Source organism: Asticcacaulis taihuensis, assembly GCF_900100255.1.
GTDB classification, from domain to species: domain Bacteria; phylum Pseudomonadota; class Alphaproteobacteria; order Caulobacterales; family Caulobacteraceae; genus Asticcacaulis; species Asticcacaulis taihuensis.
This window is the reverse complement of sequence record NZ_FMTS01000004.1, coordinates 136,322-158,364: the sequence shown is the minus strand read 5'-3', so window position 1 is coordinate 158,364 and position 22,043 is coordinate 136,322. Positions and strand designations below refer to the sequence as shown.

Here is a 22,043-nt window from a genome sequence, read left to right as displayed (position 1 = left end):
GCCGCAAACGTTTAAGCCTCGTCCGATTGTTCAGCAATCCTAACCTGTCGGCAATCGACTGATTAAAAGCCTTTTCGGCGAAATGCCTGCTGAAATTCTTCGATCCAGGCGGCACGAAAACGCTCATATGTGTACAGGTTGGCTGTTTCCCGCCCCTTTCGTGCCAGGGATTGCGCGTAGCCGGTATCGGTCAGCACGCGCACCAGATCGTCCGCCACGCCGTCTATATCCGGATAGGCTCGCAAGGCGCAGTTATCGCCATGCCGGACATAATCGCGTCCCCCGAAACCGTCAAAGCCGACCACCGTCGTGCCCATTCCCATGGCTTCTAGCGGCACCAGGCCGAAACCTTCGCCGACAGCGAGGCTCAGCAGGTAGCGAACTTCGCCCAAGCGCCGCAGCATGTCTCCGTGTGGGAGTTTTGTCGCAGATAATTGCAAGGCCTTCTCCCAGTCAATTCCGGCTTCAACCTGAGGCGCGATGATCGTCATGCGCTGGCGGATACGTTCCAGCAGCAGGCTTTGCAGATCATAACTGCCCTTCAGGTTCAGGGCCAGCGATCCTTCCGGCCGGTCAAGCCAGCCTAAAGCGGGCGAGTGAGCATTCAGCGAGATAAAGGGCGGGATGACCCGTGTGTGCAGGTCGTAGGTCGATGATAGGAAATTTTGTACAAAGCCGCTGACACTGACATAGTGATCGAAAAAGCGATCGATCAGGGAAAAGGTCGTGAACCCCTGTACATACATGATCTTGAGGCAGTCGAACCGCAGGCCGAAATTATGCGTGGAGAAGGACGGATTGCAGATCAAGATGTCGCGGGCGGTGATGAGTTTGTCGATATCGGCTAAAGGCTTTGTTTCAAAGACCGGCTCATATACGAATATGCCGTGATCCGGCCCGCATCTGTCGGTAAGAACGCAGACCTCATACCCAAAATCACGGTGCAGAATGACGGCCATATGATAGGCCATCAAGGTGCCGCCATTGGGTACATAGGCGTTAACGACGTAGACCTTACCTTTCATATCCGCCTACATATAACGGCTAAGAGAGGCGTTGAAGTCAGGATAGAAAGGGGCGGCCTTTTCTGCGAGCACCTGTAGTTCGCGGGCGAGCAAAGGCAGGTCGACACCGGGATAACGCTCTTGCAGGTCAAATGCCTTGAGCGGTTTCGCAGATGGCTGGCTGTGAGCGGTTATCTTACCCAGGCTGCGTTGAGAGTCGGCGAGCATGTCTTCGTAGCGGATAATATTTTCGGCAGGAAAACGCGTATATACGTCAAGAATCCAGCCCAGCAGGTGAACCTGGCGTTTGACGCGATCATATATAGCGTTGAGTTGCGCCGTCAGCTCTGGATGAAAAGCTTCGAGAACCGGCATACGGCCTTCATGAATAGGCATATTGACGGTTTGCCAGGCGGCAAGCGCGGCCAGGGGGTGACGTACCAGGGCAAAAACCGGATATTTCGTTTTCAAAACATTATAAAGCGCGGTGAACTCGCCGGGCTGCTTGATGATCAGGTGAAAATCATCGGTCAGAGGCTTCTTCAGACCAATGGCGCTGAGAGACGTTTGGGCCTGACGCAATTTCTGGTCCCGACCGGGCGCTTCAGCCCAGTTTTCGGGAACGACACCGTTTATGTGACGCGAGACGGCCGTGTTTGTTGTCAGGGCGTCGTGACGGGCCTGGGCGACAAAGTCAGCAATCTCTTCTGCCGCGCCCGCCATATCCCCGCGCTTCTGCAAGCTCAACGGTTCGGCCAGGGTCACTGTGTCAGGGAATTCGTTCAGGAGTTTGCACGCCAAGGTCGTTCCCGAGCGTGGAATTCCTGTCAATAAAATGGTCGGCATTGCAATGTCCAGATTGAGTCACGACCGGCTTAAAGCCGATGTTATTTTCCGGCAACGGTTTTATGCACCTCTAACGACTTACGCTTAAATGACCAAATGCCACGAAATGGGGATTGGCATAGTCGCCATCGTTATCCTGAAAGCGCTTGCCGTATCTGAGCGGCAGACCATCCAACGTTTCCACCCGTCCGCCGGCGGCGCGCAGGATGGCGTCACCCGCTGCCGTATCCCATTCCATAGTGCGGCCCATGCGCGGATAGATATCGGCGCGCCCTTCGGCGATCAGGCAGAATTTCAGCGATGACCCGGCGGCGACAAAATCGGCAACCGTATAGGCTTCCAGATATGCCTGCGTTTCCGCCCCGCCATGCGAGCGCGAACCTACGGCGATCAGGCCCCCTTCCGGCTGGCGCACGCTTATGGGACGCGCCTCGCCGATCACGCCCTCGCTCACCTCGGCCATAAAGGCGCCCTTACCCGCCGAGCCCCACCAGATCTTGCCCAGCGCCGGCGCATAGACCGCGCCCAGAACCGGCTTGCCATCTTCGATCAGCGCGATATTGACCGTGAACTCGCCGTTTTTCGAGATAAATTCCTTGGTGCCGTCCAGCGGATCGACCAGAAAGAAGGTGCCGGCGGTTGTCGGGAAACGGCCTGCCGCCGCCTCTTCCTCGGCGATGACCGGAATGCCGGGCGCGATGTGCTTCAGACCGGCCAGTATAATGGCTTCGGCTCTCTGATCGGCTTCAGTAACTGGCGACGAATCGCCTTTTGTCACCACGGCGAAATCGGTGGCATAGATGCGCATGATCTCGGCGCCGGCAGCCAGCATGATCGGGTTCAGGTCCAAGGAAAGCTCCACATATCTTGTACTTCCCCGGTAAACAGGGAGGGGGACAGTCCGGCGCAGCCTTCAGGCGAAGACGGATGGTGGTGGGGTTCTTACTTGCCTTTTGACGCCCTGCGCAACGGCTTATTCGGTTTCACTTGTCGCCTTCACAAATTTGTAGCTAACTTACGCTTTCTTAAGGGGAGGCGCGCATGTCTATTCGTCCATTATGTCTCACTGCGGCCATAGCTCTATGCCTGACCGCCTGCCAGATGCCCGGCCGCGCGCCATCCGCCTACGATCAGGCGAAGGCCGACCTGACAGCCTCCGTCGCCGATATCCAGGCCCATATGAAAGCCGGCAAATACACCTCCGCCGACTTAACCCAGGCGGCGCTCGACCAGATCAAGGCCAAGAACGGCGACCTGCACGCCGTCATCACCGTCAATCCCGATGCCCTGAAACGCGCCAAAGAATCCGACGACGCCCGCAAGGCCGGCAAGGATTTTGGCCCCCTGATGGGCATCCCCGTCCTGATCAAGGACAATATCGAGACGGCCGATATCATGCCGACGACCGCCGGTTCCATGGCCCTGGCCGCCAATATCACCCACCGCGACGCGCCGGTGGTGGCCAACCTGCGCGCCGGCGGCGCCATCATCCTCGGCAAGGCCAACCTGTCGGAATGGGCCAATATCCGCTCCACCCGTTCGGTCAGCGGCTGGAGCGGCGTCGGCGGCCTGACCGCCAATGCGGTCGATCATGCCCGCACCGCCTGCGGCTCGTCCTCCGGTTCCGGCACCGGTGTGGCGGCTGGGCTGGCCCCGCTGGCAGTAGGCACGGAAACCGATGGCAGCGTCACCTGTCCGTCATCGATGAACGGGCTTGTCGGCCTCAAACCGACCGTCGGACTGGTCTCGCGCACCTATGTCGTGCCGATCTCCCACAGCCAGGATACGCCGGGACCGATGGGCCATTCCGTGGCCGATATCGCCGCCATGCTGACCGTAATGGCCGGCAGCGACCCGGCGGATAAGGCGACCGCCGAGGCCGACGCCCATAAGATGGATTACGTTGCTGGTCTCGCCGGCGCCAGCCTGAAAGGCGTCCGCATCGGCGTGCTGCGCGATCAGGTCGGCAATGACGCCAAAACCACCGCCATATTCGAAGCCGCACTGAAGCAGCTCACCGACCAGGGCGCGGTGCTGGTCGATATCAAGGATAGCTCGGTCAAGGGACTGGGCGATGCCGAAATGACCGTCATGATGACCGAACTGAAAGCGGACCTGAACGCCTATCTGGCCTCGACCCCGCCAGCGGTAAAAACGCGCACCCTAGCCGATGTCATCGCTTTCAATAAAGCCAATGCCGTGCAGGAAATGCCTTATTTCGGGCAGGAACTCTTCGAGCAGTCCGAACAAACGAAGGGGCTGGATGATCCGGCCTATGTCTCCGCCGCCTACCTCGCCAGAAATGCGTCCGCCGCCCGAATCGACGGTCTGCTGGCGGCAAACAAGGTCATGGTCTTGGTCGCGCCCACCTACGGCCCGGCCTGGCTGTCCGATCTGGTCTATGGCGACCAGTACACCGGCCCCTCGGCCACGCAATTGCCCGCCACCTCCGGCTATCCCCACCTGACCGTCCCCATGGGCACCGTCCAGGGCCTGCCTGTGGGGCTGAGCTTTATTGGCTCCAAATGGAGCGAGGCCCTGCTGCTGAAAACGGGGTATGCCTTCGAGCAGGGGCGGAAGGTTGGGAAATAATTACCCTACAATAATTGTTATTGTAGGGTAAAACAAAACGACTTTAGCACGTTCTGTCGCGATCTAAATCGTAAAAAAGCTGCTCTTGTCCTGATGTTGTAGGGCATTCTCTTATAATTACTTGTAACCGGAAAACTTCGCCTGGTTTAGGCGATCATGGCAGATGGTCCCGACGATCTCTTGCAGCCGTGTGACGCGCTCGACCAGCCAGGCCAGTTCCTCGTCGCTGACGGTGTACTCGGCGGAGTATCTTGCCTCGACATAAGCGCGGCGCAGGCGGTCGAAGGCCTGGCGGTGCAGTTTGCTGTCAGCGGGCCAGATCGCCTTTAGACGGTCGTCCAGGGCCTCGGCCTGTGAGCGCAGCATGGTGATACGGTGGCTCTTGGGGCTGTACAGTGTCAGGACCAGCAGGACGCAGTGATAGAGCGCCTCTGTGGTCTGGTGGAGCAGGAATGCCGCTTGCTTGGCATATCCCTTGGCGAGCGCACCATTAGCCAGGTCGAGCAGGTTATCAGCGTTGGCCATCCACTGCTCATAGTACCCCTTGGCCTCGGCCGCGACCTCATCCGTGGTCAGCGCCTTGGGCCTGGCCAGCGGGTGCCCTGGGGCTTCGTAGAGCATGATGCCGTCGCGGGCGATGTCGCTGAAGAACGGTCGGCCGCGCGCCAACTGGTCGTTTACGTCAGCCAGATCGTGGACGATGAAGTTGACCGGAGTGTCGATGCTGTGGGTGATGGTGAACTCGCGGACGAACCGCTCGTCGGCAGCGTGCCAATACTCATGCAAGTCGGTGAAGGTGTGGCCATTGACGACGACTAGCAGATCGAAGTCGGATTTATAGCCGGACTGCCTGTCGTCCACCCAGTCGCCGCGCGCCATCGAGCCGAACAGGATGACTTTCAAAATCTGCCCGGACTTGCGCTTGCTTGACAGCTTTGTCTTTAACGCATCATCGAAGGCATCGAACAGGACCTTGACCACGAACTCCAGCTCGCGGCGTTTGGAATCGGGTAGATGGTCGGGGCGATCCGTTAACAACACTCTTCCCATTTTAGGCTAAAAACGCAAATTAACATCGAACACGGCCTTCGGCTACCGCTATCAACGCGTATCTAAGGCCTCCGCTTTAGCACTCGACCACATTTACTGCCAAGCCGCCAAGGCTCGTTTCCTTGTATTTGGCGCGCATGTCCTCGCCGGTCTGGCGCATTGTCTCGATCACCGCATCGAGCGAGACGATGTGGTTGCCATCGCCATTGAGCGCCAGATAGGTGGCGTTGATCGCCTTGATAGCGCCCATGGTATTACGTTCGATGCAAGGCACCTGAACCAGTCCGCCGATCGGATCACACGTCAGGCCGAGATTGTGCTCCATGCCGATCTCGGCGGCGTTCTCTATCTGGCCGGGCGTACCGCCAAGCGCCGCGCACAGGCCCGCCGCTGCCATCGAACAGGCAACCCCGACCTCGCCCTGGCAGCCCATTTCAGCGGCCGAGATCGAGGCATTGGTCTTGTAGAGAAAGCCGATCGCCGCCGCCGTCATCAAGAGGGTGCGCGATCCTTCCTTCGTGGCGCCGGGTACAAAGGTCTCGTAATATTTGATCACCGCAGGCAATACGCCGGCCGCGCCATTGGTCGGCGCTGTCACCACGCGCCCGCCAGCGGCATTTTCCTCATTGACCGCCAGTGCGTAAAGGCTGACCCACTCAAAAATGTGTGACGGGTCGATGCGCGGGCCGCGTTCCTCCAGCCGTTCCTTCATGGCTTTGGCGCGGCGCTTGACGTTCAATCCGCCCGGCAGGACGCCTTCGAGCGACACGCCGCGTTTGATGCTGGCCATCATTGCCTCGCGCACCTGGTCGATAAAGGCGGTGGTTTCGGCCTCGGCGCGAAAAGCCAGTTCGTTGCGCGCCACCACCTCGGCGATGGAGAGGTTTTCCGCAGCGCAGATGGCCAGCAGTTCCGCGCCGGAGGTATAGGGATAGGGCAGGGCGATATTGCTCGATTGGGCCACCACGGTATCGCCGGTGATCGCCCCGCCGCCGATGGAAAAATAGGTGGCCGTGAAAGGCTTGCCATGCGGATAGGTGGCCTCAAATACCATGCCGTTGGAGTGTTGCGGCAGGAACTCGCCCATCATGAATTGCAGGTCCGTTTCCGGATCGAAGGCAATGTCATAAAGCCCGGCCAGTTTCAGGCTTTGCGTGGCGCGGATTTCGGTCACCAGCGGCGCAATGGCTTCCGGATCGATGCGATCAGGCAGCCAGCCGCTGAGGCCCACCAGAATGGCGGTATCGGTGGTGTGGCCCTTGCCGGTCAGGGCCAGCGATCCGTAGAGCTTGCAGATGACCCGCGACGGTTCGCCATAGCTGGCGGCCTGTTCGGCAAAATGGACCGCCGCCCGCATGGGGCCGACCGTATGCGAACTGGACGGCCCGATGCCGATGGTGAACAGATCGGTGACGCTCAGGGCCCAGGCGGGTCTGGTCATGTCAGGCATCTTTCTTGTGGTGATGTCTTTTACAACATCCGGCGGGATATATCCGTCCGTTTCGGGCCGTTTATCCGCGCCGTGTGGCATTTTTGATTGGCGCCACGTTCCCACAAGCTGTTCCTGCGGTCAATCTGGTTTCAGATGTATCAAGACCCGCCGATAGAGACATCGGCGGGTCTTGCGGACAATCCTTATAGTCGGTGCAGATGGATCGCTTAATGTACCGCGCTCCAGCGGCTGTCCGGCAGGGTGATATCCACATTTTGCGTCAGGTCGTCGGCAGCCTGACCCAGCCGGATATGATAGGTCCCGGCCTTAATATGCCAGCTGTTGTCGGCGGCCTCCCATGTCGCCAGAAGGCGCGGGTCGATCTGGGCAGTGAAGGTTTGGCCTTTCCCCGGCGCCAGTTCGATCTTCTGGAAGGCGGCGAAACGCTTGGGCGCTTCCCAGCTGGCGGCCTGCCAGTCAGCGGGTGAAACGAAGGCCATCGCCACGCCCTTGCCTTCGACTGCGCCGGTGTTGGTGAGGGTGCCGGTGACAGTGATGCGGTTATCGGCGGCCTCGGCCTTGGCATCGGTCACGGCAAAAGTCGTGTAGCTGAGGCCATGACCGAAGGCGAACATCGGTTTGAAGCCCTTCACATCGTACCACTTATACCCGATGGCCGCGCCTTCATCATAGGTAACGTGGACCGCGCTGTCTCCAGGCATGCCGAAGCCGGGGATCGTGGCATGGGCCAGTTGGTCGTTGGAGGCCGGGAAGCTGATCGGCGTGTGGCCGCTCGGATTGACCTTGCCGGTCAGGACTCGGGCAATGGCCGCGCCGCCGCGAATACCCGGATACCAGGCTTCCACCACGGCGGGTACGTCATTCAACCACGGCATCAGGACAGCACCGCCTGTTTCCAGTACAACAATGGTTTTCGGATTGGCCTTGACCACAGCGGCAACCAGGGCGTCCTGGTTTTCCTTCAGGTCCAGCGTCGTATCAAAGCCTTCGCCCTTCCAGTCGGTAACGAAAACGACGGCAACCTCAGCCTTTGCCGCGGCGGCCGCAGCGGCGGCAATATCGTCGCCCGCGGTGAAGCTGATCTTGGCTTTAGGCAGTTCCGCCTTCAATCCGTTGAGCGGCGAAGAGGGCATCCAGATCGCCGTGCCGGGCCAGCCTTTCTCGACCGGCAGAGCGCTGCCGCCGACCGGATGCACGCCTGAGGAACCGCCACCCGACAGTACCCCCTTGTCGGCATGGCCGCCGATCACGGCCAGGGTCTTCACGCCCTTGAGCGGCAACAGGTTGTTGTCATTTTTGAGCAGGGTCAGCGACTGTTCAGCGGCATTTTGCGACACATCGGCATTGGCCTTGAAATTGATGGCGCCGACCTTTACCGGATCGTCGATCACGCCATATTCAAACAGCGGCCAGACGATGCGGGTCGCCATGTCGTCGATGCGCTTTTGGGTGATTTCGCCGTCCGCCAGAGCGGCCTTCAGCCGGGTGGCGCTGTAATAGGGCACCTTGTCGCCGCAGCAGGGCCAGCCGGTCATCTGGTCGAGACCGTAGTTGACGGCATCTACCGTCGAATGTACCGCGCCCCAATCGGACATGATGTAGCCCTTGAAGCCCCAGTCGTGTTTCAGGACCTTTTGCTGCAGGTATTCGTTCTCGCAGGCCCAGCGTCCGTTGATGAGATTATAGGCACACATGGCCGAGCCGGGATGGCCTTTCTCATAAACGAATTCGAAGGCCAGCAGGTCGGACTGGCGCATGGCTTCCGGCGAAATGCTGGCATCGACCGTGGTGCGCTGGCTCTCCTGATCGTTTACCGCATAGTGCTTCATGGTCGAGACCATGTGCGTCGACTGGATGCCGGCGATCAGCGAACCGGCCATCTGGCCGGCCAGCCAGGGGTCTTCGCCGACATATTCGAAGTTGCGTCCGTTGCGCGGCTCGCGTGCCAGGTTGGCGCCGCCGGCCAGGAAGGTGTTGAAGCCGGACAGACGCGCCTCACTGGCAATCATGACGCCGCCCTGATAGGGCACCTGCGGATCGAATGAGGCGGCAGTTGCCAGCGATGAGGGCAGGGCGGTTCGTTCCATCCCTTCCACGCGCACGCCGATCGAGGCATCGGTCTGCCACTGCGAGGGAATGCCGAGGCGCGGAATGCCGGAAATGTAACCGGCAGCGCCGTCAATGGCGTGCGCGGCCACATCGGCCTTTATGGCGGGCGACACGTCAGTGTCAGGTTGCTTGGCCAGTTCCTTCGGGTCGGTATAACCCATCACAAGACTGAGTTTTTCATCGAGCGTCATGGCAGCCACGACGGCGGCGGCACGCTGGTCGGCCGGTTTGGAAGTATCCATCCACGGCTGGACCTGGGCCAGGGCGGTGGTGGACACACAGGCGAGCAGGGACGCGGTAAGCAGACTTGTAACGTGACGGGCCTTCATGGGCTTCCTCCGGTAGCGGTTTTATAATTGCCGCCGACGCTACATTGGAAGCGCTATCAGTGGAAGCCCCAACTTGAGCCTCTTACAGTTTTACTGACGCCAACTCATCGATGGCGCAGATGATGTGATAGAGCGAACTGGCCGGCGCCGGTTCGATCTCGAAGGTGCCATCCGGCTTCATGCGGTCACGATATAATCCCTCGATCTCGGTACTGAGGTAAAGTTGCAGTCCGGAAGTCGCCAGGATCAGGCTGGCAATGGCGGATTCCTTTTCAGCAGCCGTTTTCGCCGCCTGCGACAAGGCGGTAAACGCCTTCATGCGTTCGGTCTGCGACCACAGGCGTGCCTTGGCGTCCTTGACGGTGAAGTCGTCCCACAGCTCGAACATCGTCACATTGCGTTTCGGATCGGTGCCGGCCACATCGGCGATATCGATCAGGCGCTGCGCCGTTTTCATATAGCGGTCTTGACCCGTCATTTCCGCCCAGCGCAGGAACAGCCACGCCCACTCGAACTGGTGGCCGGGCTCGACGATCCGGCCGGCTTCGCCCGGCATAACATTCCAGTCGCCATCGAAGAATTCGCGCAGGGCGCCGGTTTCGGGATGCAGGAATTTCTCGACGCACAGGTCAGCGATCTCGGCGGCGATATCGCGCCACTTGTCGTCGCCGCCGGCCTCGATCCACGCCAGGCACGCCTCGAACATGTGCATGTGCGGATTGGCCTTGAGCGGCAGGGTGCGCGGATTGGCTTCCTCGAAGCCGCGCACCGGGTGGGAATAGTCGGCGATGATCTTGTCACGTATGGCGACGCCCGCCGCTTCCAGCGACTTGTCATCCGGGCGGACGCGGTAAGCCGAGGCATAAGCCAGCATGGCGAAGGCGTGGTCGTAGAAATCGAACTCGCCGCGCACCACTGTGCCGTCCGGCTTCAGCGTGGCGTAAAGCATACCGGTTCCGGGATTGCGCGCCGGACCCGCCAGCCACTTCAGGCCCTGGTCGATGGGGCCGTCCGTATCACCCGGATAGCCCATGCGCCGCGCCAGGGCGTAGGAGTAGACCTGGCGTGCGGCCACGCGGGTGCGGCGATCGACATCGTCCGGCTTGCCGTCGAGATTGATCTTCTCAAAGAAGCCACCCTTTTCGCGATCACCGCCGATATCCCACCACAGGGGCAGGGCGTGATCGAACAGCCATTGGCGCAGGGATTGCTGTTTTTCGACAAGGGCTTGGGCGAGTGTCGGCATGGAGCGGGTCTCACAGGGATGATGGATCGTGGATCACGGGGTTAGAACAAAAACGCGTAAAAATACAGTTGGGTTTGAAAAAGCCGGCAAATTAAATATTTCAAAAATACTTATCTGTTTGACGGACGGGAATATTTACCTACCGTCTCTTTATATGTACGCAGAAGCCACGACATCGAAAAAATACTCCCTGGCAAGTCATGGAAGACCATGAACCTTCCGTACGGGGAGGCAAGGGCGAAATCAAAATGTCAAACAAGATCATACCTGTCATCATGTCAGGCGGTTCCGGAACGCGTCTCTGGCCTCTGTCCACGCCTTCGGCGCCCAAACAGTTTCACGCCCTGGCCACGCTGAATACGATGATCCAGGAAACCGCCTTGCGCCTGGTCGGGGACGACTATCTGGCGCCAGTCGCCATCTGCGGCCGCGGGCATAAGGATCTGGTGGTCTCGCAACTCGCGGCGATCGGCAAGGCGCCGCAAGGCGTGATTCTCGAACCCTTCGGCCGCAATACCGCTGCTGTTGCCGCCATGGCAGCGCTTGCCGGTCAGGAATTGGGGGGCCAGGAAGGCGATCCGGGCGCCCTGGTGCTGCTGGTGCCGGCAGATCACGTCATCACGAGGCCGGACGCTTTCCACGCGGCCGTGGTTGCTGCGTCCGAAACCGCTAAATCCCGCATCGTCACTTTCGGCATTACACCGGCTCATCCGGAAACCGGCTTCGGCTATATCGAACGTGGTGCCCCGCTTTCCGACGGCATTTTTGAAATCAAAAAGTTCTGGGAAAAGCCAAACCTGGAAACGGCGACACAGTACGTCCAAGGCGGGCGCCATGACTGGAATGCCGGCATTTTCCTGTTCTCGCCCCAGGTCATGCTTGAGGAACTGAGCCTTTATGCGCCTGACGTGCTGGCCGCCTGCGTCGATGCCTATAAAAAAGCCCATCGTGATGGCGTGATTATCAGCCTCGATGAGGACGCTTTTGGCCAGGTGCCGTCGATCAGTGTCGATTATGCGGTCATGGAAAACACGTCGCGTTCGGCGGTCATTCCGTGTGATATCGGCTGGGCGGATGTCGGCGGTTTCGCCGAACTGTGGCGGCTGGGTGAAAAGGATGACAGCGCGAACCATGTCAAGGGCGAGGCCATACTGATCGAATCCCAAAACTGCCTGATCCGCAATGATGGCGGTCCGGTCGTGGCGGTCATCGGCATGAGCGATGTCATGGTGATATCTACCCCTGCCGGCATCCTGATCGCGCCCCTGTCTCGCGCACAAGACGTCAAGAAAGCCGCCGAGGCGGCCAAGGAACGGCGGCCTTAGTTTCAGGTGGATTTACACACTAAATGATCCTAGATTAGGCGTTTGAGAAAGGACGCTCGGCCGGTATGTCGGAAAAACGTCATATGCCAGATTATAAGTCGCCCCCCCTTCTGCCGCGCCTCGATCCGGAAGAGGCGGGGTATCTGGGCGAGGAACTGGAATCCCTGCGCGCTCTGGTCAGTCGGGGAGATGCACTGGCCACGGCTGGCGGGTCAGTCATGGCATGGTGGGGCGTGGTACTGGCTGTTACACATATCCTGAAAGCCTTGATGGCGGCCGATTGGCTTCCGGCGGGGCTACCAATCGGATGGGGAGCCGCAATTATTGGCGTGCCGGGCGCACTGCTGATTTCGCATTTCGGCCGTGGCGGCTATTCCTTTCGGTCATGGCGCAATCAGGCGATTTCCACGACCTGGGTTTTTGCCGGTATCGGCATTTTCGTTTTTCTGCTGGGCAGCCAGTGGACCAGGGTTTCCGAACCGCATATCACCATGGCATTCTTGGCCATTGTATTCAGCCTTGTGCTGGCGGTTATGGCAACGTCGAGTAGTCAATCCTGGCTGCTGGGCATGGCCGGAGGCTGGATGCTGACCGCTGGCGCCATGTTTGTGCTTGATAGCCCGATTGATCGTTATATCGTCATGGCTGCGGCCACCGTCTGTTTCATGACGGCACCCGGCCTTGTTCTGTTGCGTGCCGAGCGGCGCGCCCAACCCAAGATGAGGACTACATGAGCCTGTTTGCCCACGAAAGCCTGGAGGAGGTCATTCATGGCCGTGCCCGTCTGGCAATCCTGGCCTTCCTGTCGACTGTCGGTAAGGCCGACTTCGTGACTCTGCGCGGGGAAATCCGCATCAGTGACGGCAATCTGTCGCAACACCTGAAGAAGCTCGATGATGCCGGTTATATCCAGCTCGACAAGACCATTTCTGCCGGCAAGCCCCGCACCATCGCCCGTCTGACCGTCACCGGCCGGGATGCTTTTTATGATTATCTCGATCATCTGCAAAGCCTGCTGAATGCCGTACCCGGCCGGGGCGCGCAGGGGTAAGCCAGGCACCAAAAAGACACAAACCGTGATCACTTGGTGTTGATAAGCGCACTTTTTAAGTGTAACCATACCGCTGCCGGACCTGGGCGCGACCTAACGCGCATCCTTCCGGTGCAGGGTCTGCGAACAGCGGGCTTCCGTGCAGCTCTGCTGCCTGAGCCGTCAGGATTCCAGGGGGAATAGGGGGCGGTACGGGCTGAGAGCTATCGTCTCAGGGCGCTTTGGGGGGCTCTGAGACGACCGCACGGTGCGGCATTCATACATTATTGCAGGGTGATCTCACGCATGGCGCGATGCTGGGCCACGCGGCGGGCGCTGTCCATGGCGCGGTCGTGAGTCAGGGCGACCAGCCCCAGGGCCATGCGCCCCTCGCTGTCGGGCAGGGTCGGTGCCAGTTCCTTGATATAGACGAAGCCGGCGTAGCGCGTGGCGTAGGCTTCGGCTTCTGCCATGGCCGCGCGTCTAAGGTCGTCGGGCATAAGGCTCCAGTTGGAAAAAACATATGCCAGGCGCCAGTCATGCGCATCTGGTGACAGCGGGCCCGCCGCATAGGAGCGGCGCAGGGCGTCCAGCACGCGTCCGGAAAGCGCCGCGTCCTTTTGCTGGTAAGCGGAAGCCAGAAGCAGCCAGTTTTCGGCGCGTCCCGGCGCGGCGTTTACCGTTTTGTTCGCCAGGTCTATGCGCAGGTCGTTGTCGGTGGCCGCCAGAGTGCGTGCGTAGAAAGATTCGGAAAATGGCAGGATAACCGGCATGGTGTCCGGCATGGCGAATTGCAGGGCCGCCACGGCGCCGAGCAGGGCTATGGCAAGAGCCGCGCCAGCGGGGCCATATCTGAGGGATCGGGTCCATAAAAGGGTCTGGGTCATGGAACCGAAATAACAGGTTTAGCGATTATAGGCCATACTCAGGGCGGTAGCGGCTTCTGATGCAGGGGCAAGCGATACCCAGGCCAGGTCGTCGCCCGGCGCCTGACGAGATACCCAGTAATAGCCGGTTTTCTGCCAGGGCCTGACCCTGTAGGCGAGGTTGTCGAGGACGAAATCACCCTGTTTCGTGGCCACCACCAGGACGGCATGGTCTTCATTGAAACGGGTGCGGACAATGGCCAGACTGAGAGCGGCGGCGGGTATGCCCTGCGCAATCAGCAGGCGGCGCTTGATCAGGGCGAAATCCTCGCAATCGCCCCGCGCGCCAGGGGTCAGGGCAGGGGCGTCCCAGTAGTCATTAATGTTATAGACATGGGCGTCTGTATCGGCGATCAGGGTGCGGTTGACGCGATTGTTGATAGCCTTCAGGGTAGCCATGGTGTCGCCTTTCAGGTCGATCCGGTCGTAATCGACGGAAGGGACGGGGGCTGGCGTGGCATTACCCTGGCGGTTCTCGGAAAGACGTGGCCATTGCGCAGGCGTGACGGCGCCGGGCACCGGGTCATCCGTACGGTCCGCGATTTTATGCGAGAAGGCCAGGTCATATTTCTCGACCAGGGCCTGCCGGGCCAGGGACACAATGCGCGCGGCTTCAGGCTGCGCCGATTGCTGGCAGTCTTCCGGCGAGCGCGAACACATTTCCAGGAAGGCCGTGGGCGCCGCAATCTGCCGTCCGGTGGGCAGGAAATCCACCTGGGGAGTGCGATCGGCAGCGGCACCTGCACCAGCATAAAGGCCACTCAAAATGGCTGTGGTGTAAAAGAATGCAAGTAAACGGTTTTTTGCATACTTGTTAATACGGGCCATAACCATCACGTCCTTTTTGTGGTTATGTTATCCTCTCAAACAAGATTCAATTTCAGGCTAAAAAGTATCGTCAATTAAAGGTGTATATTTACGGTTTACAATAATTAAGCCTGTTTTTTAATGTCTACCAGACGCCCTTGCCCAGGCTTTTGTGACCTGTATGGGCTTTTTCCCACACCGGTTGTGCAAAAGGTTAAAATCTACCGCCGGCACTTGAGTGTGGCGGTGCGAAAGAATAGAGTGTTTTATTGTTTCGGGATATATCACACACTTATGCTGGCTGCACTAAAGTCACTTTTCAGCACATCGAAACCAAAACCTGAGCCGCCGGCATCGCGGATCGGACGGCTGGTCTATGCCATAGGCGACATTCACGGCCGTCTGGACCTCTTCGAACGCATGATTGAGCAGGTGCGTAACGACGAGATGGCGAGAGCCGAGCGCCCACTCATTGTGCTTTTGGGGGATTATGTCGATCGGGGGCCGGATTCCGCAGGCGTACTGTCGCGTATAATGAGGCTTCAGGATGAGGCGTGGTGTGATGTCGAGGTGCTTCTGGGGAATCACGAAGAAGCTCTGCTGAAATTTCTTTATGCGGCGCAGCACGGCCCGGCCTGGGTGGATTATGGCGGCGGCAGCACATTAGGCTCATACGGCGTGGCTCTGCCGGTTTCGCGTACTGATCCGGCACAATGGGAAGAGACGCGCAAAGCGTTTGCCGAGGCCCTGCCTGACGACCACCTGTCTCTGCTCAAGAGCATGAAATATCTGCTGAAGGTCGATGATTACGTCTTCGTCCACGCCGGAGTCCGGCCGGACCTTCCGCTGGAAGAGCAGGGTGCCGAAACCTTCCTGTGGGTGCGGGGGGCTTTCATGGCATCGGAAAAAGCCTGTGACTATGTAGTGGTGCATGGGCATACCCCTGAAGATGAGCCAGCGGACAAGCGCTGGCGTATCGGGATCGACAGCGGCGCCTATGCGACGGGGGTTCTGACGGCGGTCCGTTTAAGGGATGTGTCGCGCCGCATCATGCAGGTGCGCCTGTAAGTTTTTTGCAATGACGAACCGGTTTGTGGCATATCTCTTGCAGTTCAATCTGGTGCAGGGCTGTGGCTGCTGTATTTTAAGTGTGAATGAGCGTAAAAGCGTAAAATTGGGACAACCTCCTTTAACTTCCTGAGAGGCGACGTGAACAGATTGCAGGTAATGACCAACCGGCTCCGGCAGGCCATGGCGGGGCTGTTCCTTATAGTGATAACCCTTTTGGGAACATGCGCTGTGGCTCAGGCTCAGGTACCTGACGCGTCTGCCGTTGCGCCGGTCACGGCGTCGGTCAGCCCGGGATATGAATACAGGCTTGGGTCCGGTGACAAAATCCGGCTGATTATTTTCGGTGAACCCGACCTGAGTGGTGAGTTTACGATTTCGGGTGATGGCCTGGTGGCCCTGCCCCTGATTCGTGAAGTTGCGGCGGCGGGGCTGACGGCTTCGGAATTGCAGGTCAAGGTGGAGAACGCTTTCAAGGAGGGCTATCTCAAGGATCCGCGTGTCAGCATCGAGGTGCTGAGTTTCCGCCCGTTCTATATCCTGGGCGAAGTCAACAAGCCCGGCCAATACCCCTACAGCAATGGTATTACTGTAGTGAACGCAGTGGCTCTGGCGTCGGGCTTCAGCTACCGCGCCAACCAGAAGAAGGTGTACATCCGCCATGCTGGCGCGACTGCCGAGGAGGAGGTGCCCTTGACCTCCACAACCCTGGTTGCCCCCGGCGACACGATTCGTATTGCCGAACGTTACTTTTAGGTATCAGTTTAGGTGTAATCGCTTTGCACCGAAGGCGGTTTGGGCTAATGGGCTTGAATCAATAACAGTATTATGGTTTCGTTTTTAGCAAGTGCGAAAAGTTTCTTTCGCCACCGAGGGGACTCGAAGACAATGAAAAAGATTATCCCTGGGAAAAAGATTATCCTTGGACTTGGCGCTGCTGTTGGCCTAGCTCTCACGGCTGTCGCGGTCGCTGCGCCGGCCGGCCTCATGTCGCAGAATGTCGAAAAAACTTCGTCATCACTGGCGGTGAAACTGGTCGCCACGGCAAACCAGGCGGAAGATGCGGCCTTTGTTGCGCTGGGTAGTGATGCCGCCGCCATTGCGGGCGCCACGAGTAATGGTCTGGCGGTTGCCGGCGAGGGCAATGGTCAGACCGGCCAGAGCGCCCATGCCACGGCGCGTGATGCCGCCGTTTCTGAAGATGTCGTCGCCCTGATCGTTGTGGCAATCGAGAATGACATCAAGGCGCAGGTCGCGGCCGGTGTGCCCACCCTGAGCATTTCCACGGCCCTGACCCGCGCCTCCAACACGCCCAATCTCTCAAAGAACGTGGCGGCCGCTTTCGGCCGTGTTCAGGGTGACCTGGCCAAGCTGTTCGATGAAACTTCGCCCGGCGCCATCAACGGGCACAGCAAAGGCTACAGCCTGCCTATAGCGCCAAACAGCGCGCCGGCAGGGGCTGGTTACCGCGCCGGTTAATCCGGCGTCTTTTTTTAGTTCCGGCCCGCGTCTGCAGGGCTTTCCTACAACTTTGTCAGTATGACGGGGATAAATATGAAATACGGCACATCGCTGGTGGTGCTTTCTTTTGCCTTGCTTGCGGCCGGTGCCGCGCAAGCCCAGGGTTCCAATTTCGCCCGTGATCGCAACATAGCGGTCACCGAGCGTATTCCGCCTGAATATGAACCGCGCGGTCTGCGCTGGGGCGTCTTTGATGTGTCGCCGTCACTCGATGTCGAGGTGAACAGCAACGACAACATCTATTACAAGGCTGTCAATGAAGTCTCCGATACGTATTCGGCTGTTACGCCGGCGGTGCGTATCACGTCTGACTGGGGGCGTCACCAACTGACGGCCTCTCTGCGTTCGACCATTACCAACTACGCGGACAACGACAACCAGAACACCACGAGCTGGGAGGCCGCAGTTGGCGGACGTCTTGATATTCATGGCCGCAGCAATCTGTTCGGCGGCATTAATTACAGCGATGGTTTCGAACCGCTCTATGACCCAGCAGGTCAGACGATAGGCAGCCTGCTTGAGCCGATCGAATTCAAAGCGGCTGTCGTCAACGCAGGTTTCGTGGCGGAAGGCAATCGTCTGCGCTTTACCGGTCAGGCCACTCTGACGGACCTGAATTACGAAGACGCCGTTGTCTTTGACAATGCGACACCGGGGGGCAAGGCGATTTCCCAGGATTCCCGTGATTATCGCCGCGTCGAATATTCCGGCCGTGCCGATTATGCGTTCAGCCCGGATACGGCGCTTTACGCCATATGGGTCGGCAATACGCGTGATTATGACGATCATACTGTCAACCGTGACTCGGATGGTTACGATGCCGCCATCGGCGCCAGTTTTGACCTGACCAACCTGATCCGTGGTGAAGCGCAGATCGGCTACCAGGCCCAGAATTACGACAATCCGGCGTTCAGGAAGGTCGATGGTGTATCATTCCTGGCGAACGTCCAGTATTTCCCGACCCAGTTGATAACGGTTTCTGCCGGCACGTCCCGCACCATCCAGGAAACGCCGCAACTCAACGCTTCCAGCTACACCTCCACAGCCTCGCAGATCGGCGTGGATTATGAGTTGCTTCGCACTCTGGTTCTTAGTGCCTCCTATGGCTACACAACTGACGACTATAACGGCGTTGATCGAACGGATGACCGGACATCCCTTTGGCTGGGCGCGAAATATCTGGTGAATCGTCATGTGGTCATCCGTGGCGGCTACACCTACAGCGAAAACAAGTCCAAGGGCAGCAATGCCATTCCGGGCTTCAAGGATAATGCATTGAAGGTTTCTTTAGGTCTTCAGTATTAAGATGCAGCGCCCGGAGATAATCCGGGCGCCTGTTTCATACTCACGATAATCTGGCACAATTTATGACCTCGGATAAACACTCCACTGAAAGCGATGTGTCGGACAGCCTGCTGCCTTCCGTCGATCTGGCTGCAATTATCGCAGATTTCCGGCGTTTCAGCCGCTTTTTCGCGGTCATCTTCGGGTGCGTTTTCCTGCTGATCATTGTGCCTGTGCTGATGCAGGTGCCGCGGTATACGGCCACGGCCAGCGTCATGATGGACCCGCGTACCCTGAAAACCACGTCGGATCAGGATGTCCTGACCGGATTGCCGCCCGATGCGGCGACGGTTGATACCGAGGTCGAGATTCTTCAATCCAATTCGTTGGGCGATCGGGTATTGCGGTCTCTGCAACTGGACCAGGATCCGGAATTCAATCCCTATCTGCGTGGCACGCATTTCTTTGGTCTGATCAAGAACAAACCGGATAATCGTCGCCTGACCCCTCTGGAGGCCCAGGCCAGACATGAGGATGTCCTGAACAATATCCTGGGCCGGCTGACAGTGGCGCGTTCGGGCGCGACCCGGATCATTACGATTTCCTTTACCTCGACTTCGCCGGAAAAGGCGTCGAAAATCGCCAACGAGTGGGCGCGCCTTTATCTGTCGCAACAACTGGAAACCAAGTTCCAGGCGACGAAGGAGGCCAATGACTGGCTGAACAGCCGGCTTGGTGACCTGCGCACGCAGGTTGAAGAGGCTGAAACGGCGGTGCAGCAATACAAGATTGCGCACAACCTTCTGGCGGTTTCGGCGGATAATACCCTCGGGCAGCAGCAGATAACGACGCTTGACCAGCAACTGGCGGGTGTGAAGGTGGATCGGGCTGAAAGCGAGGCCCGTCTTGCGGTGGCCCGTCGTCAGTTGAATACCGGTTCCAGCGGCGAAGATGTCGGCGAGGCCCTCAATTCGGATGTGATCAAAAATCTGCGCGCTCAGCGGACCTCCGTGAGCCAGCGCCTGGCTGACCTGCAATCGCGCTATGGCAACAAGCATCCGGATATCATCAAGGCCCAGGATCAACTGAACGATATTGATGCTCAGATCCGGGCCGAAATTCAGCGCATCATGTCCAATCTTGAGGCCCAGGCGGAAATTCAGCGCCAGCGGACGGCATCGCTCGCCGGCAGCGTGGCGCAGGCCAAGGGGCAACTGGTCGGCAACAATCAGGCGATGGTCAAGCTTAATGAATTGCAGCGCAACGCCGACGCGGTTTCGACGCTTTACCAGTCTTATTTGGATCGTTTCAAGCAGACCTCATCGCAGGAGGGTATTGACCGCTCGGATGCCCGCATCGTTTCCAATGCCGCCCTGCCGACAGGCCCAAGTTCGCCGAAGATTCCGATCTCGCTGGCCTTGGCCTTTATCGGTGCGCTCGGCGCCGCAACAGGATCGGTGCTGATCCGGCGCGCCCTGGATAGTGGACTGACGACGGCCACGGATGTCGAAACCATTCTGCGTCAGCCGCACCTTGGCAATATAGCCGACCTGGCATCGACCCTGAACCGCGGGCAAAAGGCGACACCGGCACAATATGTAGTCGACAAACCGCTTTCGGTTTTCTCCGAAGGTTTCCGCATCATGCGCGCGGCCCTCATCTATTCGCGCATTGGTCACGAGGTGAAGGTAATCGCCGTGACCTCGTCCCTGCCCGGTGAAGGCAAGACGACCACGGCGGTGTGTCTGGCGCGCGTGATGGCACTTTCGGGACAGTCCGTGGTGGTGGTCGATTGCGACCTGCGTCGCCGCTCGATCAATCAGTATATCACCGGGCCTGTCGAAGGCGGCCTGCTTGAAGTCCTGGCCGGCAAGGCTGAACTGAAAGATGTCCTGATCAAGGACGACGTGACCAATGTGCTGTATTTGCCGCTGGTGGAAAGTGCCTATACGCCCAAGGATGTCTTCGGTTCCGAAGCGATGGACCATCTGCTCGACACTCTGCGCGCCAGCTTCGACGTTGTCATTCTTGATACAGCGCCGGTTCTGGCCGTTGTCGACACCCGCATCCTGGCCCGCAAGGCCGACGTGGTGGCAATGCTGGTCCGCTGGCGCAAGACGCAGCGCAAGGCCGCCCAGGCATCGCTCGAACTGCTCACCGAAACCGGCGCCCATATCTGCGGCGTGGTGCTCACTCAGGTCAATGTCAAGGAACAGGCCAAGTATGGCTATGGCGACAGCGGCTATTACTACGATCAGTACAAGAAGTACTATCAGGAATAGCCACCTGTTACCCGCGCTCTGGCGCAGGTAGCAGAGTGCTGCAAGGCAAAACCGGATGAAAGTCGCTATCGTTCACTACTGGCTGGTCGGCATGAGAGGCGGCGAGAAGGTACTCGAATGCCTGTGCGAACTGTATCCGGAAGCGGATATCTTCACGCTGGTGGTTGACCGCGGCAAGCTGTCTCCGACCCTTCTGAAGCACCGCATTACCACCTCCTTTCTGCAAAAAATCGGCGGCAAGCGTTTCTATCAGAAAATGCTTCCGCTGATGCCGCAGGCCCTGGAGGCTTTCGACCTGTCGGGCTACGACCTGATCCTGTCCAGCGAGGCCGGGCCGGCAAAGGGGATTATTCCGCCGCCGGATTCTGTGCATATCTGCTACTGCCACTCCCCTATGCGCTATATCTGGGACTTGTATCCGCAATATTACCGCAAGGCCGGCTGGCTGGCGCGCCTGGCTATGCGCCTGACCTCAAGCTGGCTGCGGGCCTGGGATGTCACGACTTCGGCACGGGTTGATCACTTCATCGCTAACTCGTCCTTCGTGGCCAAACGCATCGAAAAATTCTACCGGCGCGAGGCCGCGGTCATCCATCCGCCGGTCGATGTGTCGCGTTTTGAACCGGCCGATACCCCGGAAGACTATTATCTCTGTGCCGGCCAGATCACGCCTTACAAGCGCATAGATGTTGCCATCGAGGCCTGTACGCGCCTGAATAAGCGGCTGGTTATCATCGGCTCCGGCGCGACCCGTGAAATGAAGCGCCAGGCGGGGCCGACCATTACCTTTCTTGACAAGGTCGATGATGAAGCCATGGCGCGTCACTTCCGCAACTGCCGGGCATTGCTCTTTCCCGGCGTGGAGGATTTCGGCATCGTTCCGCTCGAAGTTATGGCCAGCGGGAGGCCGGTCCTGGCCTATCGCCGGGGGGGCGCAGTAGAAACCGTGGTGGAAAACCAGACGGGAATGTTTTTCAATGAACAGACGGCGGAAAGCCTGATGGATGTGATTGGCCGGTTTGAAGCGCGGCTCGATAGCTTCAATCCTGCTGCCATTCGACAACATGCTCAGGGCTGGACTCGTGAAATCTTCAAGGAACGTCTGCAGAGCTTTATTGCATCGCAACTGGGGAAGGCCGCGTGATCTTGTCAGCCAAGGTGAAACGTGACA

The 22,043-nt window shown here is 58.9% G+C and carries 19 protein-coding genes; 10 read left to right on the top strand and 9 right to left on the bottom strand.

Features of this window, described 5'->3' with window-relative positions; translation table 11 throughout:
* Nucleotides 1-62: 62 nt before the first annotated feature.
* The 3 genes from BLO49_RS11675 to cysQ form a co-directional block, all read right to left on the bottom strand.
* Nucleotides 63-1,025, bottom strand: a complete 963-nt coding sequence (locus BLO49_RS11675) for a glycosyltransferase family 4 protein (RefSeq protein ID WP_090648661.1) — start codon at nucleotides 1,023-1,025, stop codon at nucleotides 63-65.
* Between the two features lie 6 nt (nucleotides 1,026-1,031).
* Nucleotides 1,032-1,850 carry a sulfotransferase gene (locus tag BLO49_RS11670; protein WP_090648658.1) on the bottom strand — a complete coding sequence of 273 codons (819 nt, stop codon included), beginning with the start codon at nucleotides 1,848-1,850 and terminating at the stop codon, nucleotides 1,032-1,034.
* Nucleotides 1,851-1,920: 70 nt separating this feature from the next.
* Nucleotides 1,921-2,700, bottom strand: coding sequence for a 3'(2'),5'-bisphosphate nucleotidase CysQ (cysQ, locus tag BLO49_RS11665; RefSeq protein ID WP_090648656.1), 780 nt, complete (start codon nucleotides 2,698-2,700; stop codon nucleotides 1,921-1,923).
* A 191-nt stretch (nucleotides 2,701-2,891) separates the two neighbouring features.
* Here cysQ and BLO49_RS11660 point away from each other — a divergent pair, with 191 nt between their 5' ends.
* Nucleotides 2,892-4,442 carry an amidase gene (locus BLO49_RS11660; protein ID WP_220083729.1) on the top strand — a complete coding sequence of 517 codons (1,551 nt, stop codon included), beginning with the start codon at nucleotides 2,892-2,894 and terminating at the stop codon, nucleotides 4,440-4,442.
* A 117-nt stretch (nucleotides 4,443-4,559) separates the two neighbouring features.
* Here the strand turns inward: BLO49_RS11660 and BLO49_RS11655 are convergent, their stop codons facing one another.
* The 4 genes from BLO49_RS11655 to BLO49_RS11640 form a co-directional block, all read right to left on the bottom strand.
* On the bottom strand, nucleotides 4,560-5,492 hold the full coding sequence (locus tag BLO49_RS11655; protein WP_090648650.1) for a nucleotidyltransferase and HEPN domain-containing protein: 933 nt from the start codon (nucleotides 5,490-5,492) through the stop codon (nucleotides 4,560-4,562).
* 76 nt (nucleotides 5,493-5,568) lie between these two features.
* Nucleotides 5,569-6,933 carry an L-serine ammonia-lyase gene (locus tag BLO49_RS11650; protein ID WP_090649018.1) on the bottom strand — a complete coding sequence of 455 codons (1,365 nt, stop codon included), beginning with the start codon at nucleotides 6,931-6,933 and terminating at the stop codon, nucleotides 5,569-5,571.
* A 218-nt stretch (nucleotides 6,934-7,151) separates the two neighbouring features.
* Nucleotides 7,152-9,383, bottom strand: coding sequence for a glycoside hydrolase family 3 C-terminal domain-containing protein (locus BLO49_RS11645; RefSeq protein ID WP_090648648.1), 2,232 nt, complete (start codon nucleotides 9,381-9,383; stop codon nucleotides 7,152-7,154).
* 82 nt (nucleotides 9,384-9,465) lie between these two features.
* On the bottom strand, nucleotides 9,466-10,629 hold the full coding sequence (locus tag BLO49_RS11640) for an AGE family epimerase/isomerase (RefSeq protein ID WP_090648645.1): 1,164 nt from the start codon (nucleotides 10,627-10,629) through the stop codon (nucleotides 9,466-9,468).
* Between the two features lie 248 nt (nucleotides 10,630-10,877).
* On the opposite strand from BLO49_RS11640, the gene BLO49_RS11635 reads away from it, so the two are divergent.
* From BLO49_RS11635 to BLO49_RS11625, 3 genes are all read left to right on the top strand, one after another.
* The gene (locus BLO49_RS11635) at nucleotides 10,878-11,954 is read left to right on the top strand and encodes a mannose-1-phosphate guanylyltransferase/mannose-6-phosphate isomerase (RefSeq protein ID WP_090649016.1); all 1,077 of its coding nucleotides are present in this window, start codon (nucleotides 10,878-10,880) and stop codon (nucleotides 11,952-11,954) included.
* A gap of 83 nt (nucleotides 11,955-12,037) precedes the next feature.
* On the top strand, nucleotides 12,038-12,688 hold the full coding sequence (locus BLO49_RS11630) for a hypothetical protein (protein WP_139159677.1): 651 nt from the start codon (nucleotides 12,038-12,040) through the stop codon (nucleotides 12,686-12,688).
* Nucleotides 12,685-13,005: a winged helix-turn-helix domain-containing protein gene (locus BLO49_RS11625; RefSeq protein WP_090648640.1), complete on the top strand. Its 321-nt coding sequence runs from the start codon at nucleotides 12,685-12,687 to the stop codon at nucleotides 13,003-13,005. Before BLO49_RS11630 ends, BLO49_RS11625 begins: the two co-directional genes overlap by 4 nt.
* 263 nt (nucleotides 13,006-13,268) lie before the next feature.
* Here BLO49_RS11625 and BLO49_RS11620 read toward each other — a convergent pair whose 3' ends face one another.
* A complete protein-coding gene (locus BLO49_RS11620) occupies nucleotides 13,269-13,871 on the bottom strand; it encodes a hypothetical protein (RefSeq protein WP_090648638.1) in 603 nt (200 codons plus the stop codon).
* 18 nt (nucleotides 13,872-13,889) lie between these two features.
* Nucleotides 13,890-14,624 carry a transglutaminase-like cysteine peptidase gene (locus tag BLO49_RS11615; RefSeq protein WP_245678998.1) on the bottom strand — a complete coding sequence of 245 codons (735 nt, stop codon included), beginning with the start codon at nucleotides 14,622-14,624 and terminating at the stop codon, nucleotides 13,890-13,892.
* Nucleotides 14,625-15,011: 387 nt separating this feature from the next.
* Here BLO49_RS11615 and BLO49_RS11610 point away from each other — a divergent pair, with 387 nt between their 5' ends.
* The 6 genes from BLO49_RS11610 (at nucleotide 15,012) to BLO49_RS11585 (ending at nucleotide 22,016) form a co-directional block, all read left to right on the top strand.
* Entirely contained in the window at nucleotides 15,012-15,785 is a 774-nt protein-coding gene (locus BLO49_RS11610; protein WP_090648632.1) for a metallophosphoesterase family protein, read from the top strand.
* A 159-nt stretch (nucleotides 15,786-15,944) separates the two neighbouring features.
* Entirely contained in the window at nucleotides 15,945-16,541 is a 597-nt protein-coding gene (locus BLO49_RS11605) for a polysaccharide biosynthesis/export family protein (protein ID WP_170828312.1), read from the top strand.
* Between the two features lie 132 nt (nucleotides 16,542-16,673).
* A complete protein-coding gene (locus BLO49_RS11600; RefSeq protein WP_090648631.1) occupies nucleotides 16,674-17,264 on the top strand; it encodes a hypothetical protein in 591 nt (196 codons plus the stop codon).
* A gap of 75 nt (nucleotides 17,265-17,339) precedes the next feature.
* Nucleotides 17,340-18,611, top strand: coding sequence for an outer membrane beta-barrel protein (locus tag BLO49_RS11595; protein ID WP_170828311.1), 1,272 nt, complete (start codon nucleotides 17,340-17,342; stop codon nucleotides 18,609-18,611).
* 62 nt (nucleotides 18,612-18,673) lie between these two features.
* Nucleotides 18,674-20,872: a GumC family protein gene (locus tag BLO49_RS11590; RefSeq protein ID WP_090648627.1), complete on the top strand. Its 2,199-nt coding sequence runs from the start codon at nucleotides 18,674-18,676 to the stop codon at nucleotides 20,870-20,872.
* A gap of 55 nt (nucleotides 20,873-20,927) precedes the next feature.
* Entirely contained in the window at nucleotides 20,928-22,016 is a 1,089-nt protein-coding gene (locus tag BLO49_RS11585) for a glycosyltransferase (RefSeq protein ID WP_090648626.1), read from the top strand.
* Nucleotides 22,017-22,043 lie beyond the last annotated feature (27 nt).